The sequence below is a fragment of the Bacteroides sp. AM32-11AC genome (genome assembly GCF_003603515.1).
Taxonomy (GTDB): domain Bacteria; phylum Bacteroidota; class Bacteroidia; order Bacteroidales; family Bacteroidaceae; genus Bacteroides; species Bacteroides uniformis.
Map to the genome: position 1 here is coordinate 33,404 of NZ_QTNH01000013.1, position 21,973 is coordinate 55,376.

General features: G+C 47.4%; 16 protein-coding genes. 8 read left to right on the top strand and 8 right to left on the bottom strand.

The window, feature by feature from the left end:
• Nucleotides 1–29: 29 nt before the first annotated feature.
• From DW800_RS14620 to DW800_RS14650, 7 genes are all read right to left on the bottom strand, one after another.
• Nucleotides 30–1,700: an ABC transporter ATP-binding protein gene (locus tag DW800_RS14620; RefSeq protein WP_117703575.1), complete on the bottom strand. Its 1,671-nt coding sequence runs from the start codon at nt 1,698–1,700 to the stop codon at nt 30–32.
• A 22-nt stretch (nt 1,701–1,722) separates the two neighbouring features.
• The gene (locus DW800_RS14625; protein WP_022402242.1) at nt 1,723–2,886 is read right to left on the bottom strand and encodes a nucleotidyltransferase family protein; all 1,164 of its coding nucleotides are present in this window, start codon (nt 2,884–2,886) and stop codon (nt 1,723–1,725) included.
• Between the two features lie 8 nt (nt 2,887–2,894).
• On the bottom strand, nt 2,895–3,161 hold the full coding sequence (locus tag DW800_RS14630; RefSeq protein ID WP_005834925.1) for a PqqD family protein: 267 nt from the start codon (nt 3,159–3,161) through the stop codon (nt 2,895–2,897).
• A 12-nt stretch (nt 3,162–3,173) separates the two neighbouring features.
• Nucleotides 3,174–3,614, bottom strand: coding sequence for a S24/S26 family peptidase (locus DW800_RS14635; protein WP_005834927.1), 441 nt, complete (start codon nt 3,612–3,614; stop codon nt 3,174–3,176).
• Nucleotides 3,615–3,640: 26 nt separating this feature from the next.
• Complete coding sequence (locus DW800_RS14640) at nt 3,641–4,567, bottom strand: hypothetical protein (RefSeq protein ID WP_119958159.1); 927 nt, start codon at nt 4,565–4,567, stop codon at nt 3,641–3,643.
• A 246-nt stretch (nt 4,568–4,813) separates the two neighbouring features.
• Complete coding sequence (locus DW800_RS14645; protein WP_119958160.1) at nt 4,814–8,392, bottom strand: fimbrillin family protein; 3,579 nt, start codon at nt 8,390–8,392, stop codon at nt 4,814–4,816.
• A 13-nt stretch (nt 8,393–8,405) separates the two neighbouring features.
• Nucleotides 8,406–8,621, bottom strand: a complete 216-nt coding sequence (locus tag DW800_RS14650; RefSeq protein ID WP_005834933.1) for a hypothetical protein — start codon at nt 8,619–8,621, stop codon at nt 8,406–8,408.
• A 1,557-nt stretch (nt 8,622–10,178) separates the two neighbouring features.
• Here DW800_RS14650 and DW800_RS14660 point away from each other — a divergent pair.
• Nucleotides 10,179–10,511: a DUF3795 domain-containing protein gene (locus DW800_RS14660; RefSeq protein WP_005834939.1), complete on the top strand. Its 333-nt coding sequence runs from the start codon at nt 10,179–10,181 to the stop codon at nt 10,509–10,511.
• Between the two features lie 233 nt (nt 10,512–10,744).
• Nucleotides 10,745–11,521: a class I SAM-dependent methyltransferase gene (locus tag DW800_RS14665; protein ID WP_034528898.1), complete on the top strand. Its 777-nt coding sequence runs from the start codon at nt 10,745–10,747 to the stop codon at nt 11,519–11,521.
• Between the two features lie 74 nt (nt 11,522–11,595).
• On the opposite strand, the gene DW800_RS14670 is transcribed toward DW800_RS14665, so the two are convergent.
• On the bottom strand, nt 11,596–12,444 hold the full coding sequence (locus DW800_RS14670; protein WP_119958161.1) for a helix-turn-helix domain-containing protein: 849 nt from the start codon (nt 12,442–12,444) through the stop codon (nt 11,596–11,598).
• A 220-nt stretch (nt 12,445–12,664) separates the two neighbouring features.
• Between DW800_RS14670 and DW800_RS14675 the strand changes: the two genes are divergently transcribed.
• From DW800_RS14675 to mreC, 6 genes are all read left to right on the top strand, one after another.
• The gene (locus DW800_RS14675) at nt 12,665–14,158 is read left to right on the top strand and encodes an ATP-binding protein (RefSeq protein WP_118937089.1); all 1,494 of its coding nucleotides are present in this window, start codon (nt 12,665–12,667) and stop codon (nt 14,156–14,158) included.
• Nucleotides 14,159–14,262: 104 nt separating this feature from the next.
• Complete coding sequence (gene abc-f / locus DW800_RS14680) at nt 14,263–16,224, top strand: ribosomal protection-like ABC-F family protein (protein ID WP_119958176.1); 1,962 nt, start codon at nt 14,263–14,265, stop codon at nt 16,222–16,224.
• Between the two features lie 20 nt (nt 16,225–16,244).
• Nucleotides 16,245–18,281 carry a M13 family metallopeptidase gene (locus DW800_RS14685; protein WP_009037259.1) on the top strand — a complete coding sequence of 679 codons (2,037 nt, stop codon included), beginning with the start codon at nt 16,245–16,247 and terminating at the stop codon, nt 18,279–18,281.
• Between the two features lie 160 nt (nt 18,282–18,441).
• Complete coding sequence (gene purH, locus DW800_RS14690) at nt 18,442–19,965, top strand: bifunctional phosphoribosylaminoimidazolecarboxamide formyltransferase/IMP cyclohydrolase (RefSeq protein WP_005828546.1); 1,524 nt, start codon at nt 18,442–18,444, stop codon at nt 19,963–19,965.
• Nucleotides 19,966–20,087: 122 nt separating this feature from the next.
• The gene (locus tag DW800_RS14695; RefSeq protein WP_005828544.1) at nt 20,088–21,110 is read left to right on the top strand and encodes a rod shape-determining protein; all 1,023 of its coding nucleotides are present in this window, start codon (nt 20,088–20,090) and stop codon (nt 21,108–21,110) included.
• Entirely contained in the window at nt 21,110–21,955 is an 846-nt protein-coding gene (gene mreC / locus DW800_RS14700) for a rod shape-determining protein MreC (RefSeq protein WP_117878721.1), read from the top strand. The genes DW800_RS14695 and mreC overlap by 1 nt, the downstream gene beginning before the upstream one ends.
• Nucleotides 21,956–21,973: the final 18 nt, after the last annotated feature.

The following is a 21,973-nucleotide window of genomic DNA, read 5'->3' on the forward strand; positions in this document are numbered from 1 at the left end:
GCAGATACCCGTTGGGGCTTATTCTCTGATTATAATCGGACAATAGATTCGCATGCCTCCGCTACTGCCGGATGGTGGGTGACGAAGATACATGTTTTGCCTGCGCAGTCTCTGCGCAGGTTTTTTATTAACAGCCGTTCCGTGTCGGGGTCGAGGGCAGAAGTGGCTTCATCTAAAAGAAGAATGTTTCCGGGGCGTAGCAGAGCGCGGGCAATGGCGATGCGTTGGGCTTGTCCTTCACTGAGTCCACCACCTCGTTCGCTGAGTGGGGAGTCTACGCCGTCGGGAAGGTGGAAGACGAAGTCGGCGGTGGCGGTTTGCAGGGCTTGATATATGGCTTCTTCAGAAGCTTGTGGGTTTCCCATCAGCAGGTTGTCACGGATAGTTCCGCTGAAAAGGGTATTGCCTTGCGGGACATATACGAAGTTCTTGCGGGTTTGCGGAGAGACGGTATGATTGGTTTCAAGTGGATGTTTGGCGGGTATCAAGAGTATCTGTCCCTCTTGTGGCGTTGCCAGTGCCAACAATAGCCGGATGAGCGTTGTCTTTCCTTTTCCTGTTTCTCCGACTATAGCTATGCAGCTACCGGCGGGGAAACGGCAGGAGAAGCGGCTGAATACCGGACGGTCATCGGGAGTGTAGCGAAAAGTCACGTCTTTCAGTTCCAGTTCCGGGGTAGAGGCGAGGAATATGCTGTCACCATCCGCTTCTGCCGGCAGTCTTTCCAATTCCAATAGCCGGTCTATGGCGGTAAGGGCATTGACTACGGAAGGTATCAGGCGTGAGAGGTCGAACACGGGACGCTGGACTTTTCCTACCAATTGCAAAAAGGCGGTCATCGTTCCGAAGGTGATACAGCCTGCGCTGAGGTGAACGGCTCCCCAAAGAAAAGCCGTGAGGTATCCGCCGGAAAAGGCAAGGGCCACTAACATGTGGGCAGAAAGCGAGAAACGGGTACGTCCCATGACTTGGCTGTGGAGCATGTCTTGCAAGTCATCGAGTTTGTCCAGATGCCGTTCGCCTTGTTCCAATGTTTTAATCACTATGCGATGTTGCAGGCTCTCTTGTATGACGGACTGGATGCGACCGTCACTGTTCCGAATATCATGTGTATAGCGTTTCATTCGTCGCATATAGAAACGGCTGCCTGATAGAAAGACGGGCAGGATGGCAACAATCAGCCATGGCAGTGAAGGGTCTAAAAAGTAGAAGAATAGAAAGGCTGCCAGCAGTTGTATACTCGTGACGATGAATGCCGGGACAGAAGAGGTGAGCAATGTGACGATGGCGGTGGTGTCTTGTTCTACCCGGTTCACTACGTCTCCGGTATGGAAACGCTCCAATTCGTTCCAGCGGCTTTGCAGTAAGCGCGAGAAGAGGCGGTGGCGAAGGGCGTTGCCCGTCTCTATCTGCATACGGGTACTTATCCAAGTGTCAGCAGCTCCGCACAGTAATTGGGCAGTCAGCAGGACAACGGTGAGAACGGCGATATGCGTCAGGTTGTCGTCTGTTATTCCGGTAGCGGTGTCTATCACCCGTTTGGTTGCATAGATAAAGGCTAGGGCAAAGGCCACGCCCAGAATGCCGGTGAGGCAACTTAGCAGGATACGTCCGCGTTGTTCGGCAGATACCTCTCGAATATACCTAAGTTTTTCACGTCTGTCCTTTTTCACTTTTTTGTCCTTCTGTTGCTTTTTCATTCCTTTTATTTTCCGGGTTCTTTTATTTCTTTGTCCTTGCTTTCTTGTCTTTTACTCCTTTTGATCGGTTTATTTGTATAGCTATCGTTCCCCCTATCAGAGTCACGGGATACCAGAGTGCTTCGTACGGTGCAAATTGACGCAGTTCGTTGCAGCGTCGGGTGGCGCGGCAGAAGGTGTACCACTTTCCTGCCCAATATCCTTTGGGGCGTGGCTTGATGCGGTTATCATGTTGCCCGAAGTTACCGGTAGACAGGATGTCTTCCAATAATTGTTCTCCTATCTGCTTGGTGCCTTCCAAGGGGAAAGGAAGCCGGTTAGCGGGCAATCCCAGTCGGGTGACGGCAATGTAGCCGAATGCTTGTGCGGCATGCAATAGTCCGAGGTCCTGCAACTGGCGAAGCAGGGTGGTGGCATCTATTTCTTTGTGGCGATTGGCAAGCAGACAAGTCCAGTCGCATAGCTGGCGCAGGCCGATTCCGCTGTTCAGGAAATGTACAAAGGCATGCAGGAAGATATAAAGTGCATTGAAGGTGGCCGGAGGTATGGCGATACTGACGGCCTTCGAGTCCTCTTTCCCGGTTTCGGAGAATAGGGCATAGTCTGTTTCCTGCGGATACCATTTTCTGATAATCTGCTGAAAGTGCCGGTTGGCAAGCGGACTGTTCAGCCGGAGGATGATGCGGTGGTTCTCGATGTGTACTCCTTTCAAACTGTAGCTGGCATGCTTGTCGGACGCTTCTCCCTCGACTATAGCGCCTTGTTGCAGCAGGAGGCGGTTGGCTATGGGTTGTCCTTGTTTTCCTAAATAGATGTCGATGTCTCCGCATTGCCGGTGCAAGGGAGTGCGGTAGTTGGTGCCGATGCCTTGCCCTTTCAGCAGTACGGGATGCAGCCCGGCTTCCCGGTAAAGGGTATTGAGTTCGGGCAGAAGCTGGTTGAGGCGTTTGTTGGCTTGTTCTATCTGTGCAGTCCGGGCAGCCCATTTCAGATAGAGGGCACGTGGAGGGCGCAGTTCGGCCGGTAGACTGCTTATGCCGTCAAAAGTCAGTGCAAGCAGGGCTTGTGAGTTTGCCATGCGGTACACGGTTTCCCAGTCGTCCGGCGAGACCGACCGGAAGAGTTGTCGGTCTGCCGGAGTGCCCCACAGGCCGGAGCGTACCAATGAAAAGAAAGCGTGTTGCATATCCGTCCTTATTCTATGATTCCTTCGCGGTCAAGGGAGTCGATAAACTTCTGCGCATCGCGACGGGCCGATTCGTTATCTACATCATAGCGGCTGGTCAGGGCTTCTGTCACGCTGTCTGTATCGAACTCTTTGTTTTCTATCTCTTGCCAAAGCATGGCGGAAGTTTGGTTCAGGCTGATGACTTTGCTGAAGTCCACGTTCGACGAGCCGTCTTGCATGATGATGTAGTCATCGCCTATCCGGTGCAGGATAAATCCTTGTTTGATTTTCATGGTTATTTTGTTTTATATTCTTCTGAACAGGGCGAGCAGCCAGCGGCGAGCAGGGTTTAGCTTCATCCACCAGTAGGAGTAGAGCTTCCAGACTTTGCCGTCGGCGGTGTACCGTTTGTCTTTTCGCATGGCTTCGGTCATGACGCCCATTACCCGTCCGATGTCGGTTTCTTCGGTCTGGGCGAGGTTGCCGTCGCCTTGCAGGATGAGTATATTTCCGTTCCGACGGATGATGCGGTGAAAGACGATGCGTTCCGTTAGGTCGCGTGCCAGTACGGCGACGCCCGGTTGCAGCTGTTCTGTGGTGAAATCGCCCAGTGTCACCCGGTCACGGCGGTCCACTAAGAAAGGATTCATGCTGTTGCCCCGCACGGTGATGGTTACTGTATGCCCCTCTTTGATGAGACGCGCCACTTCGGGAAGCAATATCTCGTTGGGAATGCTTTTCTTCATCGGCTGTTCAGTTCATCATTCATAACTTATCCTTCTACCGTCTTTCTGCAAAGCTCCGTCGCTTCACGGTCGGGCAGGCATTTCAGATGATAGACGGGTGCCAGCGTGGCAAGTTCCGTCACAGTGGTGACAATGGCGTTATAGATTTCCTTGTTCTGCTCCAGGCAAGAGCAGGAGGGGAGGAGGGTGGCGAAAGCATGTGCTGCTCTCTCTTGCTCTATTTCATTCTGCGGTGCTTGTTCCAAGCGGACGAAGGCGCCTACGGTCATGGATTCTTTCCGATAGCATGGTGTCTTTCCGCTCCACGGAGAACCGAAAACAGTGGCTTGCTTGCCGAGGCTGTCCACATGTACTATCGGATTGTCATCGTTCAGTAGATGGCAGTCCGAGAACTGTTGCAGCCAGAGCCCGGTGTGCGTACTTTTGCCCGTGCCGCTTTTCCCTAAGAAGAGGTAGCCTTTGCCTGTTTCAGTAGCGACAACCGAGGCATGCATCAGCAGTGTATGGTGGCGGGCGGCATTGAAGGCATAGAGCATCATCAAGAAGTTGTTCAGTACGAAGTTCGTTTCGTTTTCCGGAGCCGGTGTTTCTGTCCTGCAGGCCGGTAGGTGGATGAAGCATTGCCTGAAGTTATCGTTGCACTCCATCCAATAGTTTTTCCCGCTTTTCCGTGGGGTGATGGATACAAGGTGTGAGCTGTGGGGCAAAGGGCGAATGATGCAATCGGCATCTTCCCAGTTGAAACATATATCATCGGGAGTTTTCGCTATGGTTCGTTTTGTCGCTGTTTCGTCATCGTCTATCTCTGTTTCAAAGATTACTTTTTGCGTCGTGTCTATTGTCGTGATGAACGGAATCAGTGAAGGCAACGCCTTGAATATATTGAAGTCGGAAGGTTTCACCATGCGGAAGGTGTGCGGTCCTACTTGATAATCCAATATCTGTATTCTCATATGTTTTGATTGTTAGTTGTTATTCATGATACTTTGGGCTACTCAGAAAAATAATGAATGTTTGTGTGAATGAGGAAGATTTGAGAGATTTTTCAACTGTCTTGTTGTCATTTTTTAGACGCGGAGGACGCAGATTTATAAAAGAAAATCCGCTGTCCGCCGCATCTAAAAGATAGTAATAAGGCGATTCCGATACCTCTTCGTTTGGTCTGCGAGGATATATTGCTTCCTTTCTTAGAATTTGGCTTATCGGTTCTCCTGACTTGTTGGGCCAACAATATATTCTTTCCTCCCATCGTTGACTTTGTGGGCTGCTGTATATACACTGCTGTCACAGGTAACCTCGTAACCTGTTACCAAATAGGACTCATTGTCGTCCATATTCGGATTTGCCGGGTTGAAATTGATGAACGTTCCACCGGACACCTGGATGCTGGCAGTGTTCTTGTCTGTATTCTTTAAGTTCAGTACCCAGTATCTGCCATCCGTGTCGTTGTTGGGTGTACCATATTTGCCGGATTCAAATGTTCCTCCATAGATATTGATTTTCCCATTCTCTCTTGCATAAATCAGGTCTATCTGGGTGTTCAGTTTCTGGGTGTTATAGTAAGAACCGCCATGAATATTTACTGTCCCGTGTCCTCGGGCTTCAATTACCATGCGATAACCATCGTCTTTCGCTGTAGCAGATGCATCGCACTTCACATTGCCGTTGCCTGAAATGTTTAGTGTTCCGTTCTGTACAGTAAAGATTTGTGTGAAAGGAGTGGCATCAGCTGTTTCTGAGGAATTGATGATGTCGTGGCCATTCAGGTTTAAGTTTGCCGTTGCGTTTGCAGCATTCAATATGTAGCCTGTGGCAAGCTCCGTCTTGGCGATGTTGATATTTGAGAGAAGTTTTATATCAACAGTTGCGTTGGTTGCCATGTACTTCAGTACGCTTGGGTCGGAGAATGTACCTCCGGAAACAGAGATGATACTTTTGGCATTTTCGGTTCCCACGGATGCATCTACCTTTAAGTCACCGTTGAAAGTACCGCCTGTGATATTCAGCTTCATAGGTTCGGTATTTCCTGCACTCTTGGAAATTTCCACTTTTCCATTGATGACGCTCGTACCGCTTACCGTAACCGTGACTCCAGCAGTGTACTTTGCATAGCCGCATACGTCGAATGCAAATTGATTCGCATTGCTTCCTGCGTTGATAGTGGTATTGTTGATGCTTATATTGCCACAATTGTTGCTTACTACGTATTGGGCATTTGTGTCTTCTACTGTCATATTATCTAATGTCAGGTTGCAGTAGTTCTGAATCATGATTTTGTTGTTGTCACTCTTCAGCGTTCCGTTCTTGAAAGTAACGTTTGAACCTTCGAGTAATTGACAGCTGTTCGTTTCGGTGCCGGTGGAACCTACGGTCGGGTCAGCAAGTGTAAGGATCTTGCCGCCTAAGTCCATCGTCAAGGTTTGTCCGCTTGTGGTCTTGAATCCCGGGCAGGTCTTGTCGGCGGTCAACTTTATGTTCACATTTGCATTTGTCTTCATGTACTTCAGCGCGCTTGGGTCGGAGAATGTACCGCCGGTAACGTTGATGACCGGTGTATAAGTGGTGCCTTCTGTGATGAGTGACTTTGCTTCGGCAATCAGTGTACCGCCTTTGATGTTTACTGTGGCAATGCCATATGCTCCACTTACGTTGATGGCGGCGCAGTCCAGTCCTCCGGTACCGTCGCCCCAGTTGCCGGTGCTGCCTGTGCCTTTACTGGTAATCAAGGCTGTGCCTTCCACGTTCAGAGTGCCTCGTTGGATGCATACACCTCCTGCGGCACCATAAACTTTGCCGCCACTGATGGTCGTTGTGCCGGATTGGGGCAGATAGACTGCATAGTCAGCAGTAGAAATGAGTTCTCCGTCTGTGATGTTGATGATGGAGTTCTGCGTCTTGTAATTGCCGTTGCCTGCCACTGCAAACCATCCGGCTTCTATCTTGCCGCCTGTCATGGTGAAGTCTCCACCGTCCGTCACTCCGACGCCATATTGGCCGTTACTGTTCGGAGTCTTTCTGACTGCACTGATGTTGCCGCTTTCCATGGTCATGGAGGTATCTTCACCGGCTATTTCAATCAGACTGCCATTATAAGAAGCCGCTGTATAATCCTGGCTGGCAACTATCTTGCCTTTCTTCTCGGTAGAGCTGTCCTTCAGTGTCATCTTGCCCAAGACGATGATTTTGCCTGTTGCGCTGTTGTCGGCAGTCAGTGTATATCCGTTCAAGTCAAGAACCACGGACTTTCCGGCGGGTACACTGACGCTTTGCCCTGTGATGTCGGCATCGGCGGACAATTTAAAATCTTCGCCGTTGGCGAAAGCGGCCTTTAGGACTGCCACGTCGGATTGAACTACAAATTTGCTGTCGATTGTTGCCGGAAGTGATGCTTCGGTTCCTTTTATTATATAGATTGTGGTATCGCCGGCATCGTGTACCAATTGTTCTACCTTTCCATATATCTTCAAGTTACCGCCTTTTACGGTCAGCTTCTTTACGGTGACGCCTGCATTGATAATCAATGTCTGCTGGGCGGTAGTGGCAGTCACTTCATTGTAAGTGGCTTTATTGCCTACTGCTGCCAATGTAACGGTGGTGCTTGGCATGGTGATGGCTACAGAAGGAGCTTCTTGCTCTGCATTGGTTTCCGGCACAGCCAAGGATACACTGTTGGTGGCAGTGGCGGCGGGAGCACCTATGCTGGTATTGGTCTTGTCGGTCAGCGTCAACGGAGCGGCAGTACTGGTCGTTGGGGCTGTATTGAACGCCAGGTTGATGTCCGAGTTCTGTAAAACCGGGATGGCGATGCCGTCGTTGCTGCCGGAAGTGGTATTGAAGCTGCCGCTGACTGCAATGTCGGTTACGGTTGCTGCTGTCGGTGCTTCTTGTGGGAGATTTTTTGAATCAGCTAAAGCTGTACTAAGCGCACTGGGGGTTGTAGCCTCTACCACAACGCAATCCAAAGGAGGTACTACCAATATGTCTCTTCTGCCTAGGATTTTGTCATTAAGCGTCTTGGTAAAATATACCTTGTCGCTTCCATTCGTCAGTTGGGCAGTGATGGAACTATAAGTACCTGTGGGCAAAGGAATGTAGAAGTTGCGAGACTTTATATCAGCTGAGGCTGTGAAGGAGGCGGTGATTTCCTTGCTTTCATCGCTCGTTACTGCCAGTATCGGGTCTGCTGCGGTTAAGTCTACCGTACAAGTACCTGCAATGTTATTGGAGGCAATAATCTTGAAAGTAGTGGCCTCTGCCGGAATCTTGTTGACGGTCAGTTTTATCATGGCTGCCATGTGCTTGAAGGACAGAGCGCTCAGATTGTCGGGATTTGTCACCTTGGCATACATCGGGCCATTGCTGCTGCCGTTATAATTTGTAAGCGTGGCAGGTAGAGTCATGGTCAATGTATTGCCGCTTACGCTCATGTTTTGTTGGTAAGGATAGATGGAGAATACAGCCGTTTCTCCGCTTGGCTTGCTGCCGTTGAAAGTGGCGGAAGTTTGACCAGCACCGCTTGCATATTCTAATTTTGTATTGCTATAATTACTTTCTGCATTACTACAGAACAACCCTAGGGCATCGGTATCTTGCCATAGAATCTTGTATTCATCGTTTACGGTAGTACGGGTGTCGGTACCTGCGCCTTCAAACGTTGCGTTAACGGTGATGTTTCCTTTCCGCCCGCTGTTTTCAAATTCCTCTTGGCTGCAACTGAATGCGGTCAAGGCAGCAGTTGCCATGCAGGCAACTTGCATAAGGTTTCTTAATTTCATCATAATGAAGTCCCCCTTAGTTTTCTACGGTTAAGATGTCATTGATTAGGTCTTCCAAGTCGCTGCTGGATGCCGAATTGTAGCTATGGGTAGAGGTGCTGCCCGAATAGGAGCGCGTAATGGGATGGTAAGGTTCGCCGCTTGTTGCAATGACTCCTTCATTCTCCATTTTGATAACTTCGATAGACGGAGTGATGTATGCTTCTCTACCGTCTGGTTTGTTCTGTTTCATATACACAAATTATTTAAAGGTTAAACAATAAAAAAAAACGTGAGTAACTATGTTTGTATATCCTTTATTCAGGCCTTCGCATTGCCCTTTCCCTGGATATACAACAGTCACTCACGTCGTTTGTGTATATACCATCCCCCTGATGGGAGAAAACCATATAAACATAGACGTGAGCATCCTTGTTGTTATCTTCAGGGAAATTTTCAAAGTTGCGAAGTTTGAATAAAGAAGATAATTTCAATAATGCTCTTACTAATATGTAAATAAACCCACTACGCTATAGCGAATTTGTGACAAAGATAATTGTTTTTTGTTTAAGTGTATCTATGTTTCTCTATTTTTTTTGGGAAAGGCTCACGTCTCTTTCATTTATAGGAGTTAGGAGAGTTATCACTTCTAACTCCCGATAACTCCTTCAAATATTTAGTAACTGTCTGCATTGTCTTTGAGTATGTTTTTCTGAGGAGCATAGCGGCTATGTGGCGAATAAAGAGAGGAAGACAGACCGAAAAGAAGCTGAATAAAATCTTTTTAAGCAAAATTAAAACAGAGATTTGATATACTTTAAACAGAACACCCTGCAAACTCCGGCTTACTCTGTCCGGCAGTTTGCAGGGTGTCTGCTTGGTTTTCTCACGTGTACGTAGCTCTTTACGCCACGAACGGAAGTCGATGCCATAGCAATTTTTCATAATAAGACTTTCCATATTTTTGCAAATGTCCATACTGCCTTTGGCTGAAACAATTTATATAAGTAATTGAAGTTTCGTAAGTGAGTATGCCTGCTGATAAATGGGAATTTATCGCACAGAGCGCGAAGCCTGCTCTCATAACCTATGGAGAGCACGAGTGAAAGCTTGTGGATTTTTATCTAAAACATAGGTATTCCTTTGCTCTTCTCCCTTTGTTTGTCTGCTGTGGCATAGGGAATTTATGACGCCTAACGGCCATGAACAACCCTGCTTTCGACCATAAAGCGATCGCTTGACGACCGTAAGCAGAGTTGTTCATGGCCGTTAGGCGTCACTAACTCCAGAGCTATTACGGATGAAGTACGTAGCCCGAACCTATTGCGCACAAGGCGCAAACGTATTATACAACGGTGTAAAAGACATTAGAGTGCATTATTCATAGTCGGCCTTTGATTCCCGATAACTCCTACTATGCCCCTACAGTCCAACTCCATATCCGTTGACTTCACAGTAAGGACAAGCCCGAAAATGCAGGAAAACCGAACCTGCCGATTCATGTAATCTGCATGCTGTATTATGGTAGGGGATAGCAGCTTACTGCAAAACTCAAGCGTTTCAGGCAGGTGGAAGCAAATTTTGCTTCCACCTTTTCAGGTTGCTTCCACCGCAGGGCAAATGCCGATGGACAGGGGGATGCAGGAGGTGGGTGGAAGTGTGGAAGCAAAGTGATGGAAAATTAATTTGGCATTCACACAATAATAACCGTATATTTGTAGCATGGCTGTCTGCCTCCTCTTAAATTCAGATAAAGAGGAGGTAGACAAATGCTTGCTATGAGAAACACATAAATGGTTATAACCAAGTGATGAAACAATTAATTGCATGTTGCGGACTGGATTGCGAAAATTGCGCCGCCCGTATAGCCACTGTCAATAATGACGATGAGCTGAGAGAGAAAACCGCCAAAGAGTGGAGTGTGCTGAACAATACGCCGGAAATTACGGCAGAAACCATCCATTGTATGGGGTGCCGTGCAGACGGGGTGAAGTTTGCCTATTGCAGCGATTATTGTGCTATCCGCAAATGTGTGTACGAAAAAGGTTTCAATACTTGCGGTGACTGTAAGGAACTGGAAACTTGCCAGGTGGTAGGTGCCGTTCTTCAGCATGCACCCGGTGCAAAGGAAAATCTTTATTAACCGTAAATTCTTTGATTAAATAAAATATTGCTTATCTTTGCAGTATGACAAAGACATTTAAATCGGATTTGGTTTTGTAAACAATCTGTGTTCCTTGCACAGATTGTCCCTTTCGTTTACTCTCGGATAACTTCTTTCGAGAGTGTTTCTCTATTGTTATAATTAAAGTTTAATCCGCGTATTATGCTGAAGGTATTGTGATACTTTCCGTATATGCAAAATATAGTAAGAAAATGAGTAACGAAAATAAAACTATCCACGATTTCGAACTTAATTTAATCTGTGACTTTTTCTCCAATATGGAACGACAAGGCCCTGGCAGTCCTGAAGCGACGTTGAAGGCATTGAGCTTTGTAGACGGTCTTACCGATGAATCCTTTATTGCCGATATTGGCTGTGGAACGGGTGGCCAGACAATGGTAGTAGCTGGCCATGTGCCGGGGCGGATTACAGGAATTGACCTTTTTCCCGGCTTTATTGATATCTTCAACCGTAATGCAAGGCAGTTAGGCTTGCAGGACAGAGTAAAAGGAATTGTCGGTTCAATGGATGCCCTTCCTTTCGGTGAGGAGGAGCTGGATATGATTTGGTGTGAAGGTGCTATCTATAACATTGGCTTTGAACGTGGCTTGAAGGAGTGGCGTAAGTATCTGAAACCGGGAGGGTATATTGCCGTCTCCGAGAGTTCATGGTTTACGGACGAACGCCCTGCGGAAATCAATGACTTCTGGATGGACGCTTACTCTGAAATGGATACACTTCCCAATCAGGTGACCAAGTTGTACAAGGCGGGTTATCTCCCCGTTGCTACATTCATTCTGCCGGAGAATTGCTGGACAGAGCATTACTTTGCTTCAAAGGTTGCGGCCCAGGAGATTTTCCGTAAGAAATATGCCGGTAATAAAATTGCCGAAGAGTTCAGCTCACTCCAAATGATTGAGGATGAACTATACGGCAAATATAAGGAATTCTACGGTTATGTGTTTTTTATTGCTAAGAAGGTAGATTGATGGCAGACTTCTCTTATTGAGGAATGCGGGTATTCTCATGGCAGAATATCCGCATTTTGTGTTTTGAGTGGATTTTATTGTTTTGAGGATGTGCGGAACTTCTGAGGAGGTATTCCCGTATGACGTTTAAAGAATTTGTTGAAGAAGGCCGCATTATTAAAACCTAGACTCACGGCTATATCCTTTATCGGAGTGTTGGCGGTACAAAGTTGTGCTTTGGCATCCATGATGATAGTATTGTTGATGATTTCCATGGCTGTATGTCCTGATTCCTTTTTGACAAGGCGGCAAAGAGCTGCCGGTCTCATATTCATTTTCAATGCATAATAGGACACTTGATGCTCCCGGATATAGTCTGTGTGTACCAATCGGATAAAAATGCGGTATTGGTTGAAATGCCTGCTGCCCGGAGTCTCTTTTATTCTAGGGCGTTCCGGACAGAGTTCGGATATACCTTGTAACAGGTATGCCAGTAGAGTTTGCAATGAAACTAGACTTGAGGGGCTTTCTGTTCTTTGGTAGAGGTGTGACAAATAGGTCATGAACTCGGCATAAAGCTGGAAGTCCGTTTTCGATAGAGGAAAAATATAGTGTTTGCCTATAATGTGAAACTTATCCATCATGACCTTGCCGGCCCCTGAACTCTGGATAAGTTGTTGGGAAAATATGACGACATATATTTCAGCATCGTCTGACGTGTGTAGCAATTGTACGAAGGTCTCGGGAGGAATAACTAGGAGGGTGTTAGCTTCAACCTTGAATTGAGTATGGTTTATGATGGTTTTCAGAACTCCTTTGGTGCATAGAGCGAAGATACTGGCCTTGGTGTGGTATGGCTTTTCCACTAGCGGATTCAGTTCATTGGTTGTGATATGATTGCAGGCAATGAACTCGGCATTTATATTGAATTCGGATATATTCATGTTGGAGATTTTAAGACACAAAAATGGGGGATAATAATGTATAAATGACAGAGATAACAGTTAAAATCAATATTACGCTCAATTTGTCTCTGTTAAATAAGGTAAAGTTGTGAATAATAGAATATATACATGCTAAAACGGAATATTGATTTATAAGGGTTTGTTTGTGGCATAAGCATTTTAGCCCGAACTTTGCTCCTTGTATGATAAAACAATTCTGATGAATCCGAATGTTCCTCAAGAAGTACGTATAATAAATGCCATCTCCGAGCAGTTGTTCAACTCATGGCCCGTCAGCATTATTATGATTGATTTGGAAGATTGTATCTGGCGTCTGAATCAGCAGGTGATGAATGAACTCCAATTGAATGAGCATGTGATAGGGCGGCATATCACTGACTTATTGGAAGTGGTATGTGATAAAAAGAATGTGTTGGAAGCTCTTTTGCTGCAACTTCGGGAGAGGGATGTACGGATTATTCCCTTAGATACCAATTGCTTTATACGTGAATTAAAGAGTGGTATCAGTTTTCTGATACAAGGTGCTATGGTGGGAATTCATGAAGATGGACAATTGGTGAGGATTGTACTCTATTTTAGGAATGTGTTGGAAGAACGGACACAGAAGCATTTGCTGAATATTGCGCTGAGCCGCACCCAGATATTTCAATGGTCTTTCGACATGGAACATAATCTGATGATTATAGAACCGCGTTATTTTGAATATTTGGGGATTCCTACGCGTGACTATACGCTGACGCCTGAGGAATTCGCATTTCTGATTCATCCGGACGACCGGAAGGGAGTGTTTGATGCTTTGGCTTTACAGTTGCATGGTAATTTGTACGAACGCCCAGTGGAATACCGTCTACGGAGGGGAGACGGCAAGTGGGAGTGGTTTGAGGCGCAATCTACTTATGTGGGGCAATTGACGGATTTGCCGTTCCGTATCATCGGTATTTGCATGAGTACGCAGAAATACAAGGATACGGAGAATAAATTGAACGAGGCTTTGCAGAAAGCGCAACGTAGCGATGAGTTGAAGAGCGTATTTCTTGCTAATATGAGCCACGAGATACGTACGCCACTAAATGCCATTGTGGGCTTCTCTACACTACTGGCTTGTGGGGATGCCGACTTGTCGCGGCAGGAGATTATGGAATTTACGTCTTTGATTGAAAAGAACAGCCAGTTGTTAATGGTGTTGATTTCAGATATTCTGGATTTGTCCAAGATAGAATCGAACACGATGGAATTCCATTTTGAGAAGGTTTCTTTAAATGGCATATTGGAAAGCATTTACAGTGCGCAGAAGATGAATCTTCGGAAAGGAGTGGAGTTACTGCTAGACCTTCCGGACCGGGCGGCAGTTATCTATACAGATCCTACGCGTTTGGGGCAAGTTGTCAACAATCTTATCAATAATGCGGTGAAGTTCACTGCTGAAGGACGCATAACCATAGGGTATAGGCTGAAGGACTTTGCTACATTGGAAGTCTTTGTGGAAGATACGGGAACTGGCATGTCGGAAGAAGTTCTGGCGCACATTTTTGAACGTTTCTATAAGGGAGATGCTTTTGTGCAGGGCACGGGATTGGGATTGGCCATTTGCAGGACTATCGTTGAAAGGTTTCATGGAAAAATAGAAGTGGCTTCAACTCTTGGCAAGGGGAGCCGCTTTGCAATTGTCCTTCCGCAGGAAATGCGGGAGTAGTGTTCTCTTTCTTGGATATTTGATGTAATTATGTGAGCGTATGATATTGTATAACGTTGAAAATCGCTACCTTTGCAGTCTTGAACGATAAATTCATTGACACTATGATATCTGTAGAAGGACTGAAGGTAGAATTTAATGCCACTCCTCTGTTCGAAGACGTCTCTTATGTTATCAATAAGAAAGACCGTATAGCTCTTGTCGGCAAGAATGGTGCCGGTAAGTCCACCATGCTCAAGATATTGGCTGGCATTCAGCAGCCCACTGCCGGCATTGTTGCCGTTCCTCGCGAATGTACTATCGGGTATTTGCCCCAAGTGATGATACTCAGTGACAAGCGCACCGTAATGCAGGAGGCTGAACTTGCCTTCGAGCATATTTTTGAGATGCAGGCGGGCATCGAACGCATGAATCGGCAACTTGCCGAACGTACCGATTACGACAGCGAGGATTACCAGAAACTGATTGACCGCTTCACTCACGAAAACGAACGTTTTCTGATGATGGACGGCACCAACTACCGTGCCGAAATAGAGCGCACGCTCCAAGGGCTGGGCTTCAGCCGCGAGGACTTTGACCGCTCTACAAGCGAGTTTTCCGGTGGTTGGCGTATGCGTATAGAGCTTGCCAAGCTGTTGCTTCGCCGTCCGGATGTGTTGCTGCTCGACGAGCCTACCAACCACCTTGACATCGAGAGTATCCAGTGGTTGGAGAACTTCCTTTCCACCCGTGCCAATGCGGTGGTGCTTGTCAGCCACGACCGCGCCTTTTTGAACAATGTCACTACGCGTACCATCGAAATAACTTGTGGACGCATTTACGACTATAAAGTGAAATACGATGAGTTTGTGGTGCTTCGCAAGGAGCGCCGGGAGCAGCAACTACGTGCTTACGAGAATCAGCAGAAGCAGATACAAGATACGGAAGATTTCATCGAACGTTTCCGGTACAAAGCTACCAAGGCTGTGCAAGTGCAGAGCCGCATCAAGCAGCTCGAAAAGATAGAGCGCATCGAAGTGGATGAGGAAGACAACTCCTCTTTGCGCCTGAAGTTTGTTTGCAGTAGCCGTAGCGGTAATTATCCCGTTATCTGCGAGGATATGGAGAAATCCTACGGTGGGCACGTTGTTTTCCACGATGTGAATTTGACTATCAACCGAGGAGAGAAGGTTGCTTTTGTCGGTAAGAACGGCGAAGGTAAGTCTACGCTTGTAAAGTGTATTATGGGTGAGATTACGGATTATACCGGTAAGCTTACACTGGGACATAATGTGCAGATTGGATATTTTGCCCAGAACCAGGCACAGCTTTTGGATGAGAGCCTGACTGTATTCGATACGATTGACCGCGTGGCCGTAGGGGATATCCGCCTCAAAATCCGTGATATTCTAGGTGCTTTCATGTTCGGCGGTGAGGCTTCGGATAAAAAGGTGAAGGTGCTCAGCGGTGGAGAGCGTACCCGGCTTGCCATGATAAAACTGCTGTTGGAGCCGGTGAATTTCCTGATTCTCGACGAACCTACGAATCATCTTGACATGCGTTCCAAAGATGTGTTGAAGGAGGCTATCCGCGATTTTGACGGAACGGTGATAATAGTCAGCCATGACCGTGATTTTCTGGACGGACTTGCGACTAAAGTGTACGAGTTTGGTGGCGGACTGGTGAAGGAACATCTGGGAGGAATTTATGATTTCCTGCAAAAGAAGCAGATAGAGAGCCTGAATGAGTTACAGAAATCCCCTTCACTTTCCGCTTCGCCCACTGCCGGTAAGGCGGCATCGGGAAATGTTGGTGCAGAACCGGTTCAACCCTCGGCAGCCAAACTCTCTTATGAGGAGCAGAAGGAGCTTAATAAGAAGCTCAAGAAACTGGAACGTCGCGTTGCCGATTGTGAAGCGGAGATAGAGCAGACGGAGGCTGCCATTGCCATTCTTGAGGCCAGGATGGCCACACCGGAAGGTGCTTCGGACATGTCGCTTTATGAGCAGCACCAAAAACTGAAAGAGCAGCTTGACCGCGTGATGGAAGAGTGGGACGCGGCTACTGTAGAGTTGGAGAATCACTAACTATTATATTTTATATGTTTATGAAAGCAAATCATTTGTTACCCATTGCAGCATTCTGTCTGATGACGGCTTCCTGCAACACCGGCAAGCAGCAGGCTGAACTTACAGCAGGCATCCAGCTCGCCAATCTTGACACAACGGCTCTACCCGGAACTGACTTTTACCAATACGCATGTGGCGGTTGGATGAAGAACAATCCGATTCCTGCTGAATACTCACAGTACGGTTCTTTTACTATCCTTGCAGAAAACAACCGCAAGCAGATTCAAGGACTGATTGAAGAACTTGCCGCCACCCAGCACGAAGCCGGCAGCGTGGCACAAAAAATCGGTGACTTGTACAAAATCGTAATGGACAGCGTGAAGCTGAACAAAGATGGTGTAGCTCCCATCAAGGCTGAACTCGACCAGCTGGCTGCTTTGAAGGACAAGAAGGAGCTTTATGCCTTGCTGGGCGATATGCAGAAGAAGGGTATCATCGCCTACAACGTGCTGTATGTTGGCGCTGACGAAATGAACAGTAGCATGAATGCTGTACAGACCTATCAGACCGGGCTGAGCATGGGCGAACGTGAATACTATCTGGAGAATGATGAGGCTACTGCCAAAATTCGTGATGCTTTCCGTACACATGTACAGAAGATGTATCAGTTGGCTGGTTTCGACGAGGCTACTGCCAAGAAAGGTATGGAGGTGGTGATGGATGTGGAAACACGTCTTGCCAAGGCTTTCCGCTCTCGTACGGAGTTGCGTGACCCGCATGCCAATTATAACAAGATGAGCATGGAAGAGTTGAAGAAGAATTATCCTACTTTCGATTGGGATGCTTATTTGTCTGCCATGGGCTTGAAGGATGTGAAGGAAATCATCGTAGGCCAGCCCGCTTCACTGAAAGCTGCTGCCGATATTCTGGATACGCTGCCCATTGAACAGCAGAGCCTTTATCTGCAATGGAAATTGATTGATTCTGCCGCAAGCTTGCTGAACGATGCTATGGCAGAACAGAACTTCGACTTCTACAGCCGCACCATGAGCGGTACACAAGAGATGCAGCCCCGCTGGAAGAGAGCGGTAAGCACTGTAAGCGGCGCGCTGGGCGAAGCTGTAGGTCAGATGTACGTGGAGAAATATTTCCCTGCTGCTGCCAAGGAGCGTATGGTGACTTTGGTGAAGAACTTGCAGGAAAGCTTGGGCGAACGTATTCAGAATCTTGCCTGGATGGGTGATTCCACTAAGGTGAAAGCTCTGGAGAAACTGGCTACCTTCCATGTGAAGATTGGTTATCCCGACACTTGGAAAGACTACTCCACACTGGAAATCAAAAATGACTCTTACTGGGCAAACATGGAACGTGCCAACGAGTGGAGCCATGCCGAAATGATAGCCAAGGCCGGCAAGCCGGTGGATAAGGACGAATGGCTGATGACTCCGCAGACCGTCAACGCTTACTATAACCCGACTACGAACGAAATCTGTTTCCCCGCCGGTATCCTGCAATATCCTTTCTTCGATATGAATGCGGATGACGCCTTTAACTACGGTGCCATCGGTGTGGTAATCGGTCATGAAATGACTCACGGATTCGATGACCAGGGCCGCCAGTACGACAAGGACGGTAACCTGAAAGACTGGTGGACCGCTGAAGACGCCAAGAACTTTGACGAGCGTGCCCAGGTGATGGTAAACTTCTTTGATAGCATCGAGGTTGCTCCGGGTGTATATGCCAACGGACGCATGACATTGGGTGAGAATATTGCCGACCACGGTGGTCTGCAGGTTTCTTATCAGGCATTCAAGAAAGCTACGGCTGCCAATCCGCTGCCGGTGCTGGACGGTCTTACTCCCGAACAACGTTTCTTCCTGGCATACGCAGGTGTATGGGCTAATGATATCCGTCCCGAAGAAGTGCTGAACCGCACAAAAAGTGATGTGCACTCATTGGGCGAATGGCGCGTAAACGGTGCATTGCCGCAAATCGGTGCTTGGTATGAGGCATTCAACGTGACAGAAAAAGACCCGATGTTCTTGCCGGTAGAAAAACGTGTATCTATTTGGTAAACCAACAAAATAACCTTTAAAAAAAGGCGGCAGACTGGAAACAGATGCCGCCTTTTTTAATTATACCTAATTTATTGTGTATGAATGTATGTATGAATAAACAAAATTTGTAACTTTGCACATCAAATACTAATATACGCATACTTTAATACGCAAATCCATGTCTGAAACAAAAAGAATCAAAACAGCTCTGGTATCTGTTTACCATAAGGAAGGTTTGGACGAAATCATTACCAAACTGCATGAAGAAGGTGTAGAGTTCCTCTCAACCGGTGGAACCCGTCAGTTTATAGAATCCCTGGGTTATCCCTGCAAGGCAGTGGAAGACCTCACTACATACCCTTCCATCCTGGGCGGACGCGTGAAGACTTTGCATCCGAAGGTTTTTGGAGGTATCCTTTGCCGCCGCGGATTGGAGCAAGACATGCAACAGATTGAAAAATATGAAATCCCCGAAATAGACCTCGTCATTGTTGACCTCTATCCGTTTGAGGCTACCGTTGCCAGTGGTGCCGAAGAACCTGCCATCATCGAAAAGATTGACATAGGCGGTATCTCTCTGATTCGTGCCGCAGCCAAGAACTATAACGACGTGGTTATCATCGCTTCGCAAGCACAATATCAGCCGTTCCGCGACATGCTGATGGAACACGGAGCCACTACTACCATCGAAGAACGCCGTTGGTTTGCCAAAGAGGCTTTCGGAGTGTCTTCACACTATGATTCTGCCATCTTCAACTATTTCGATGGTGAGGAAGGTTCCGCTTTCCGTTGCTCTGCCAACAGCCAGAAGACTTTACGCTATGGTGAGAATCCGCATCAGAAAGGTTATTTCTATGGCAATCTGGATGCTATGTTCGACCAGATTCACGGTAAGGAAATCTCTTATAACAACCTGCTCGACATCAATGCTGCCGTTGACTTGATTGACGAATTCAAGGATACGACTTTCGCTATCCTGAAGCATAATAATGCTTGTGGACTGGCTTCACGTCCCACTGTGCTCGAAGCATGGAACGATGCGCTTGCCGGTGACCCGGTATCCGCTTTTGGTGGTGTGCTCATCACTAATGCCGTGATTGACAAGGCTGCTGCCGAAGAAATCAATAAAATTTTCTTTGAGGTGATTATCGCTCCCGATTATGATGTGGATGCGTTGGAAATCCTCGGTCAGAAGAAGAACCGTATTATCCTGGTCCGCAAGCCGGCAGCTCTGCCTAAGAAGCAGTTCCGTTCTTTGCTGAATGGCGTATTGGTTCAGGACCGCGACCTTAAGGTGGAAACTCCTGAAGAATTGAAGACTGTAACTACGAAGGCTCCCACTGCACAGGAAATTGAGGATATGCTCTTTGCAAACAAGATTGTGAAGAACAGTAAGTCGAATGCCATTGTGCTGGCAAAAGGAAAGCAGTTGTTGGCAAGTGGTGTAGGTCAGACCAGCCGTGTGGATGCTTTGAAGCAGGCTATCGAGAAAGCCAAAAACTTCGGTTTCGACTTGAATGGCGCTGTAATGGCAAGTGACGCATTCTTCCCTTTCCCCGACTGCGTGGAAATTGCCGGCAATGAAGGCGTAACAGCCGTCATCCAGCCGGGTGGAAGTATCAAGGATGAACTCTCGTTTGAATATTGCAACGAGCATGGCATTGCCATGGTAACTACTGGGTTCCGTCACTTTAAACACTAATTCGGATTTACGATTTGACGATTTACGATTTACGATTGAAGTTACATCGTAAGTCTGAATCTCAAATTGTAAACAAGAGGAATATCAATCGTAAATCGTAAATAGTTAAATCGTAAATATTAATGGGATTATTCTCCTTTACACAAGAAATAGCGATGGACCTTGGCACAGCCAATACCATCATCACCACGAATGGCAAGATTGTGGTGGATGAGCCTTCGGTGGTGGCTTTGGACCGTCGTACCGATAAGATGATTGCCGTGGGTGACAAGGCAAAGATGATGCACGAAAAGACCCACGAAAACATACGAACCATCCGTCCGTTGCGCGATGGTGTGATTGCCGACTTCTATGCCTGCGAGCAGATGATACGCGGACTTATCAAGATGGTGAACAACCGTAACCGTCTTTTCTCTCCGTCACTCCGCATGGTGATTGGTGTTCCTTCGGGCAGTACCGAAGTGGAGCTGCGTGCCGTGCGCGACTCTGCCGAGCATGCCGGCGGGCGCGACGTTTATCTGATTTTCGAGCCGATGGCTGCTGCCATCGGTATCGGTATCGATGTAGAGGCTCCCGAAGGCAACATGATTGTTGACATAGGTGGTGGTTCTACGGAAATTGCCGTTATCTCTTTGGGAGGTATCGTAAGCAACAACTCCATCCGTATTGCCGGTGACGACCTGACTGCCGATATTCAGGAATATATGAGCCGCCAGCACAACGTGAAGGTCAGCGAGCGTATGGCTGAGCGTATTAAGATTAATGTGGGTGCTGCCTTGACGGAACTTGGTGAGGATGCTCCCGAAGATTATATCGTTCATGGTCCGAACCGCATTACGGCATTGCCTATGGAAGTGCCGGTATGCTATCAAGAAGTGGCGCACTGTCTGGAGAAGTCTATCTCTAAGATTGAGACAGCCATCTTGAGCGCATTGGAAAATACGCCTCCCGAATTGTATGCCGACATCGTTCACAACGGTATCTACCTTGCCGGTGGCGGTGCATTGCTTCGTGGACTGGATAAGCGTCTGACTGATAAAATAAACATACCGTTCCACATTGCGGAAGACCCCTTGCATGCCGTTGCCAAAGGTACGGGCGTGGCATTGAAGAACGTTGACCGCTTCTCATTCTTGATGCGGTAATGCGGAATTTATTAAACTTTCTCATTAAATATAATTACTGGTTCCTCTTTCTTCTGTTAGAGGTTGCCAGTTTTATTTTATTATTTCGCTTTAATCATTACCAGCAGAGTGTGTATTTCACCTCTGCCAATGGCGTGGCGGGGAAGGTTTATGAAATATCGGGTGGCATCACTTCTTATTTCCATCTGAAGACGGCCAATGAGGACCTGCTCGACCGTAATATGTGGTTGGAGCAGCGGCTTTCCTTTCTGGAAAATGTCTTGAAGGAGAAAGGATTGGACTCCGCCAGGTTGTACAGCATGGAACGGCTTGCTCCTACGGAGTATCAGATATTCAAGGCGAATGTCATAAAGAACAGCTTGAACAAGGCTGACAATTATATCACTTTAGACCGTGGAACAACAGAAGGTATCCGTCCTGAGATGGGAGTTGTAGATGCCAATGGCGTGGTGGGTATTGTGTATAAGACCTCTCCCCATTACTCGTTGGTCATTCCGTTGCTGAACAGCAAGTCAAGCATCAGCTGTAAGATTGTGGGCAGTGATTATTTCGGTTATCTGAAGTGGGAGGGAGGTGACTCCCGTTTTGCCTATCTGAAGGATTTGCCCCGGCATGCCGAATTCAATCTGGGAGATACAGTAGTGACCAGCGGCTATTCCACCGTGTTTCCCGAAGGTGTCATGGTGGGGACAGTGGATGACATGTCTGACTCGCACGACGGACTTTCGTATCTGTTGAAGATAAAGCTGGCTACGGACTTTGGAAAGGTGAGCAATGTGCGCGTCATTTCCCGCAACGGGCAGGATGAACAAAAGGCATTGGAGTCGAGGGCGGACGAGAAGTGACTAAGAAATTAGGGATTA

Excerpts from the sequence above, each read along its gene's own strand:
- DW800_RS14620 (WP_117703575.1), bottom strand. The coding sequence starts at position 1,700 with ATGAAAAAGCAACAGAAGGACAAAAAAGTGAAAAAGGACAGACGTGAA.
- DW800_RS14625 (WP_022402242.1), bottom strand. The coding sequence starts at position 2,886 with ATGCAACACGCTTTCTTTTCATTGGTACGCTCCGGCCTGTGGGGCACT.
- DW800_RS14630 (WP_005834925.1), bottom strand. The coding sequence starts at position 3,161 with ATGAAAATCAAACAAGGATTTATCCTGCACCGGATAGGCGATGACTAC.
- DW800_RS14635 (WP_005834927.1), bottom strand. The coding sequence starts at position 3,614 with ATGAAGAAAAGCATTCCCAACGAGATATTGCTTCCCGAAGTGGCGCGT.
- DW800_RS14640 (WP_119958159.1), bottom strand. The coding sequence starts at position 4,567 with ATGAGAATACAGATATTGGATTATCAAGTAGGACCGCACACCTTCCGC.
- DW800_RS14645 (WP_119958160.1), bottom strand. The coding sequence starts at position 8,392 with ATGATGAAATTAAGAAACCTTATGCAAGTTGCCTGCATGGCAACTGCT.
- DW800_RS14650 (WP_005834933.1), bottom strand. The coding sequence starts at position 8,621 with ATGAAACAGAACAAACCAGACGGTAGAGAAGCATACATCACTCCGTCT.
- DW800_RS14660 (WP_005834939.1), top strand. The coding sequence starts at position 10,179 with ATGAAACAATTAATTGCATGTTGCGGACTGGATTGCGAAAATTGCGCC.
- DW800_RS14665 (WP_034528898.1), top strand. The coding sequence starts at position 10,745 with ATGAGTAACGAAAATAAAACTATCCACGATTTCGAACTTAATTTAATC.
- DW800_RS14670 (WP_119958161.1), bottom strand. The coding sequence starts at position 12,444 with ATGAATATATCCGAATTCAATATAAATGCCGAGTTCATTGCCTGCAAT.
- DW800_RS14675 (WP_118937089.1), top strand. The coding sequence starts at position 12,665 with ATGAATCCGAATGTTCCTCAAGAAGTACGTATAATAAATGCCATCTCC.
- abc-f (WP_119958176.1), top strand. The coding sequence starts at position 14,263 with ATGATATCTGTAGAAGGACTGAAGGTAGAATTTAATGCCACTCCTCTG.
- DW800_RS14685 (WP_009037259.1), top strand. The coding sequence starts at position 16,245 with ATGAAAGCAAATCATTTGTTACCCATTGCAGCATTCTGTCTGATGACG.
- purH (WP_005828546.1), top strand. The coding sequence starts at position 18,442 with ATGTCTGAAACAAAAAGAATCAAAACAGCTCTGGTATCTGTTTACCAT.
- DW800_RS14695 (WP_005828544.1), top strand. The coding sequence starts at position 20,088 with ATGGGATTATTCTCCTTTACACAAGAAATAGCGATGGACCTTGGCACA.
- mreC (WP_117878721.1), top strand. The coding sequence starts at position 21,110 with ATGCGGAATTTATTAAACTTTCTCATTAAATATAATTACTGGTTCCTC.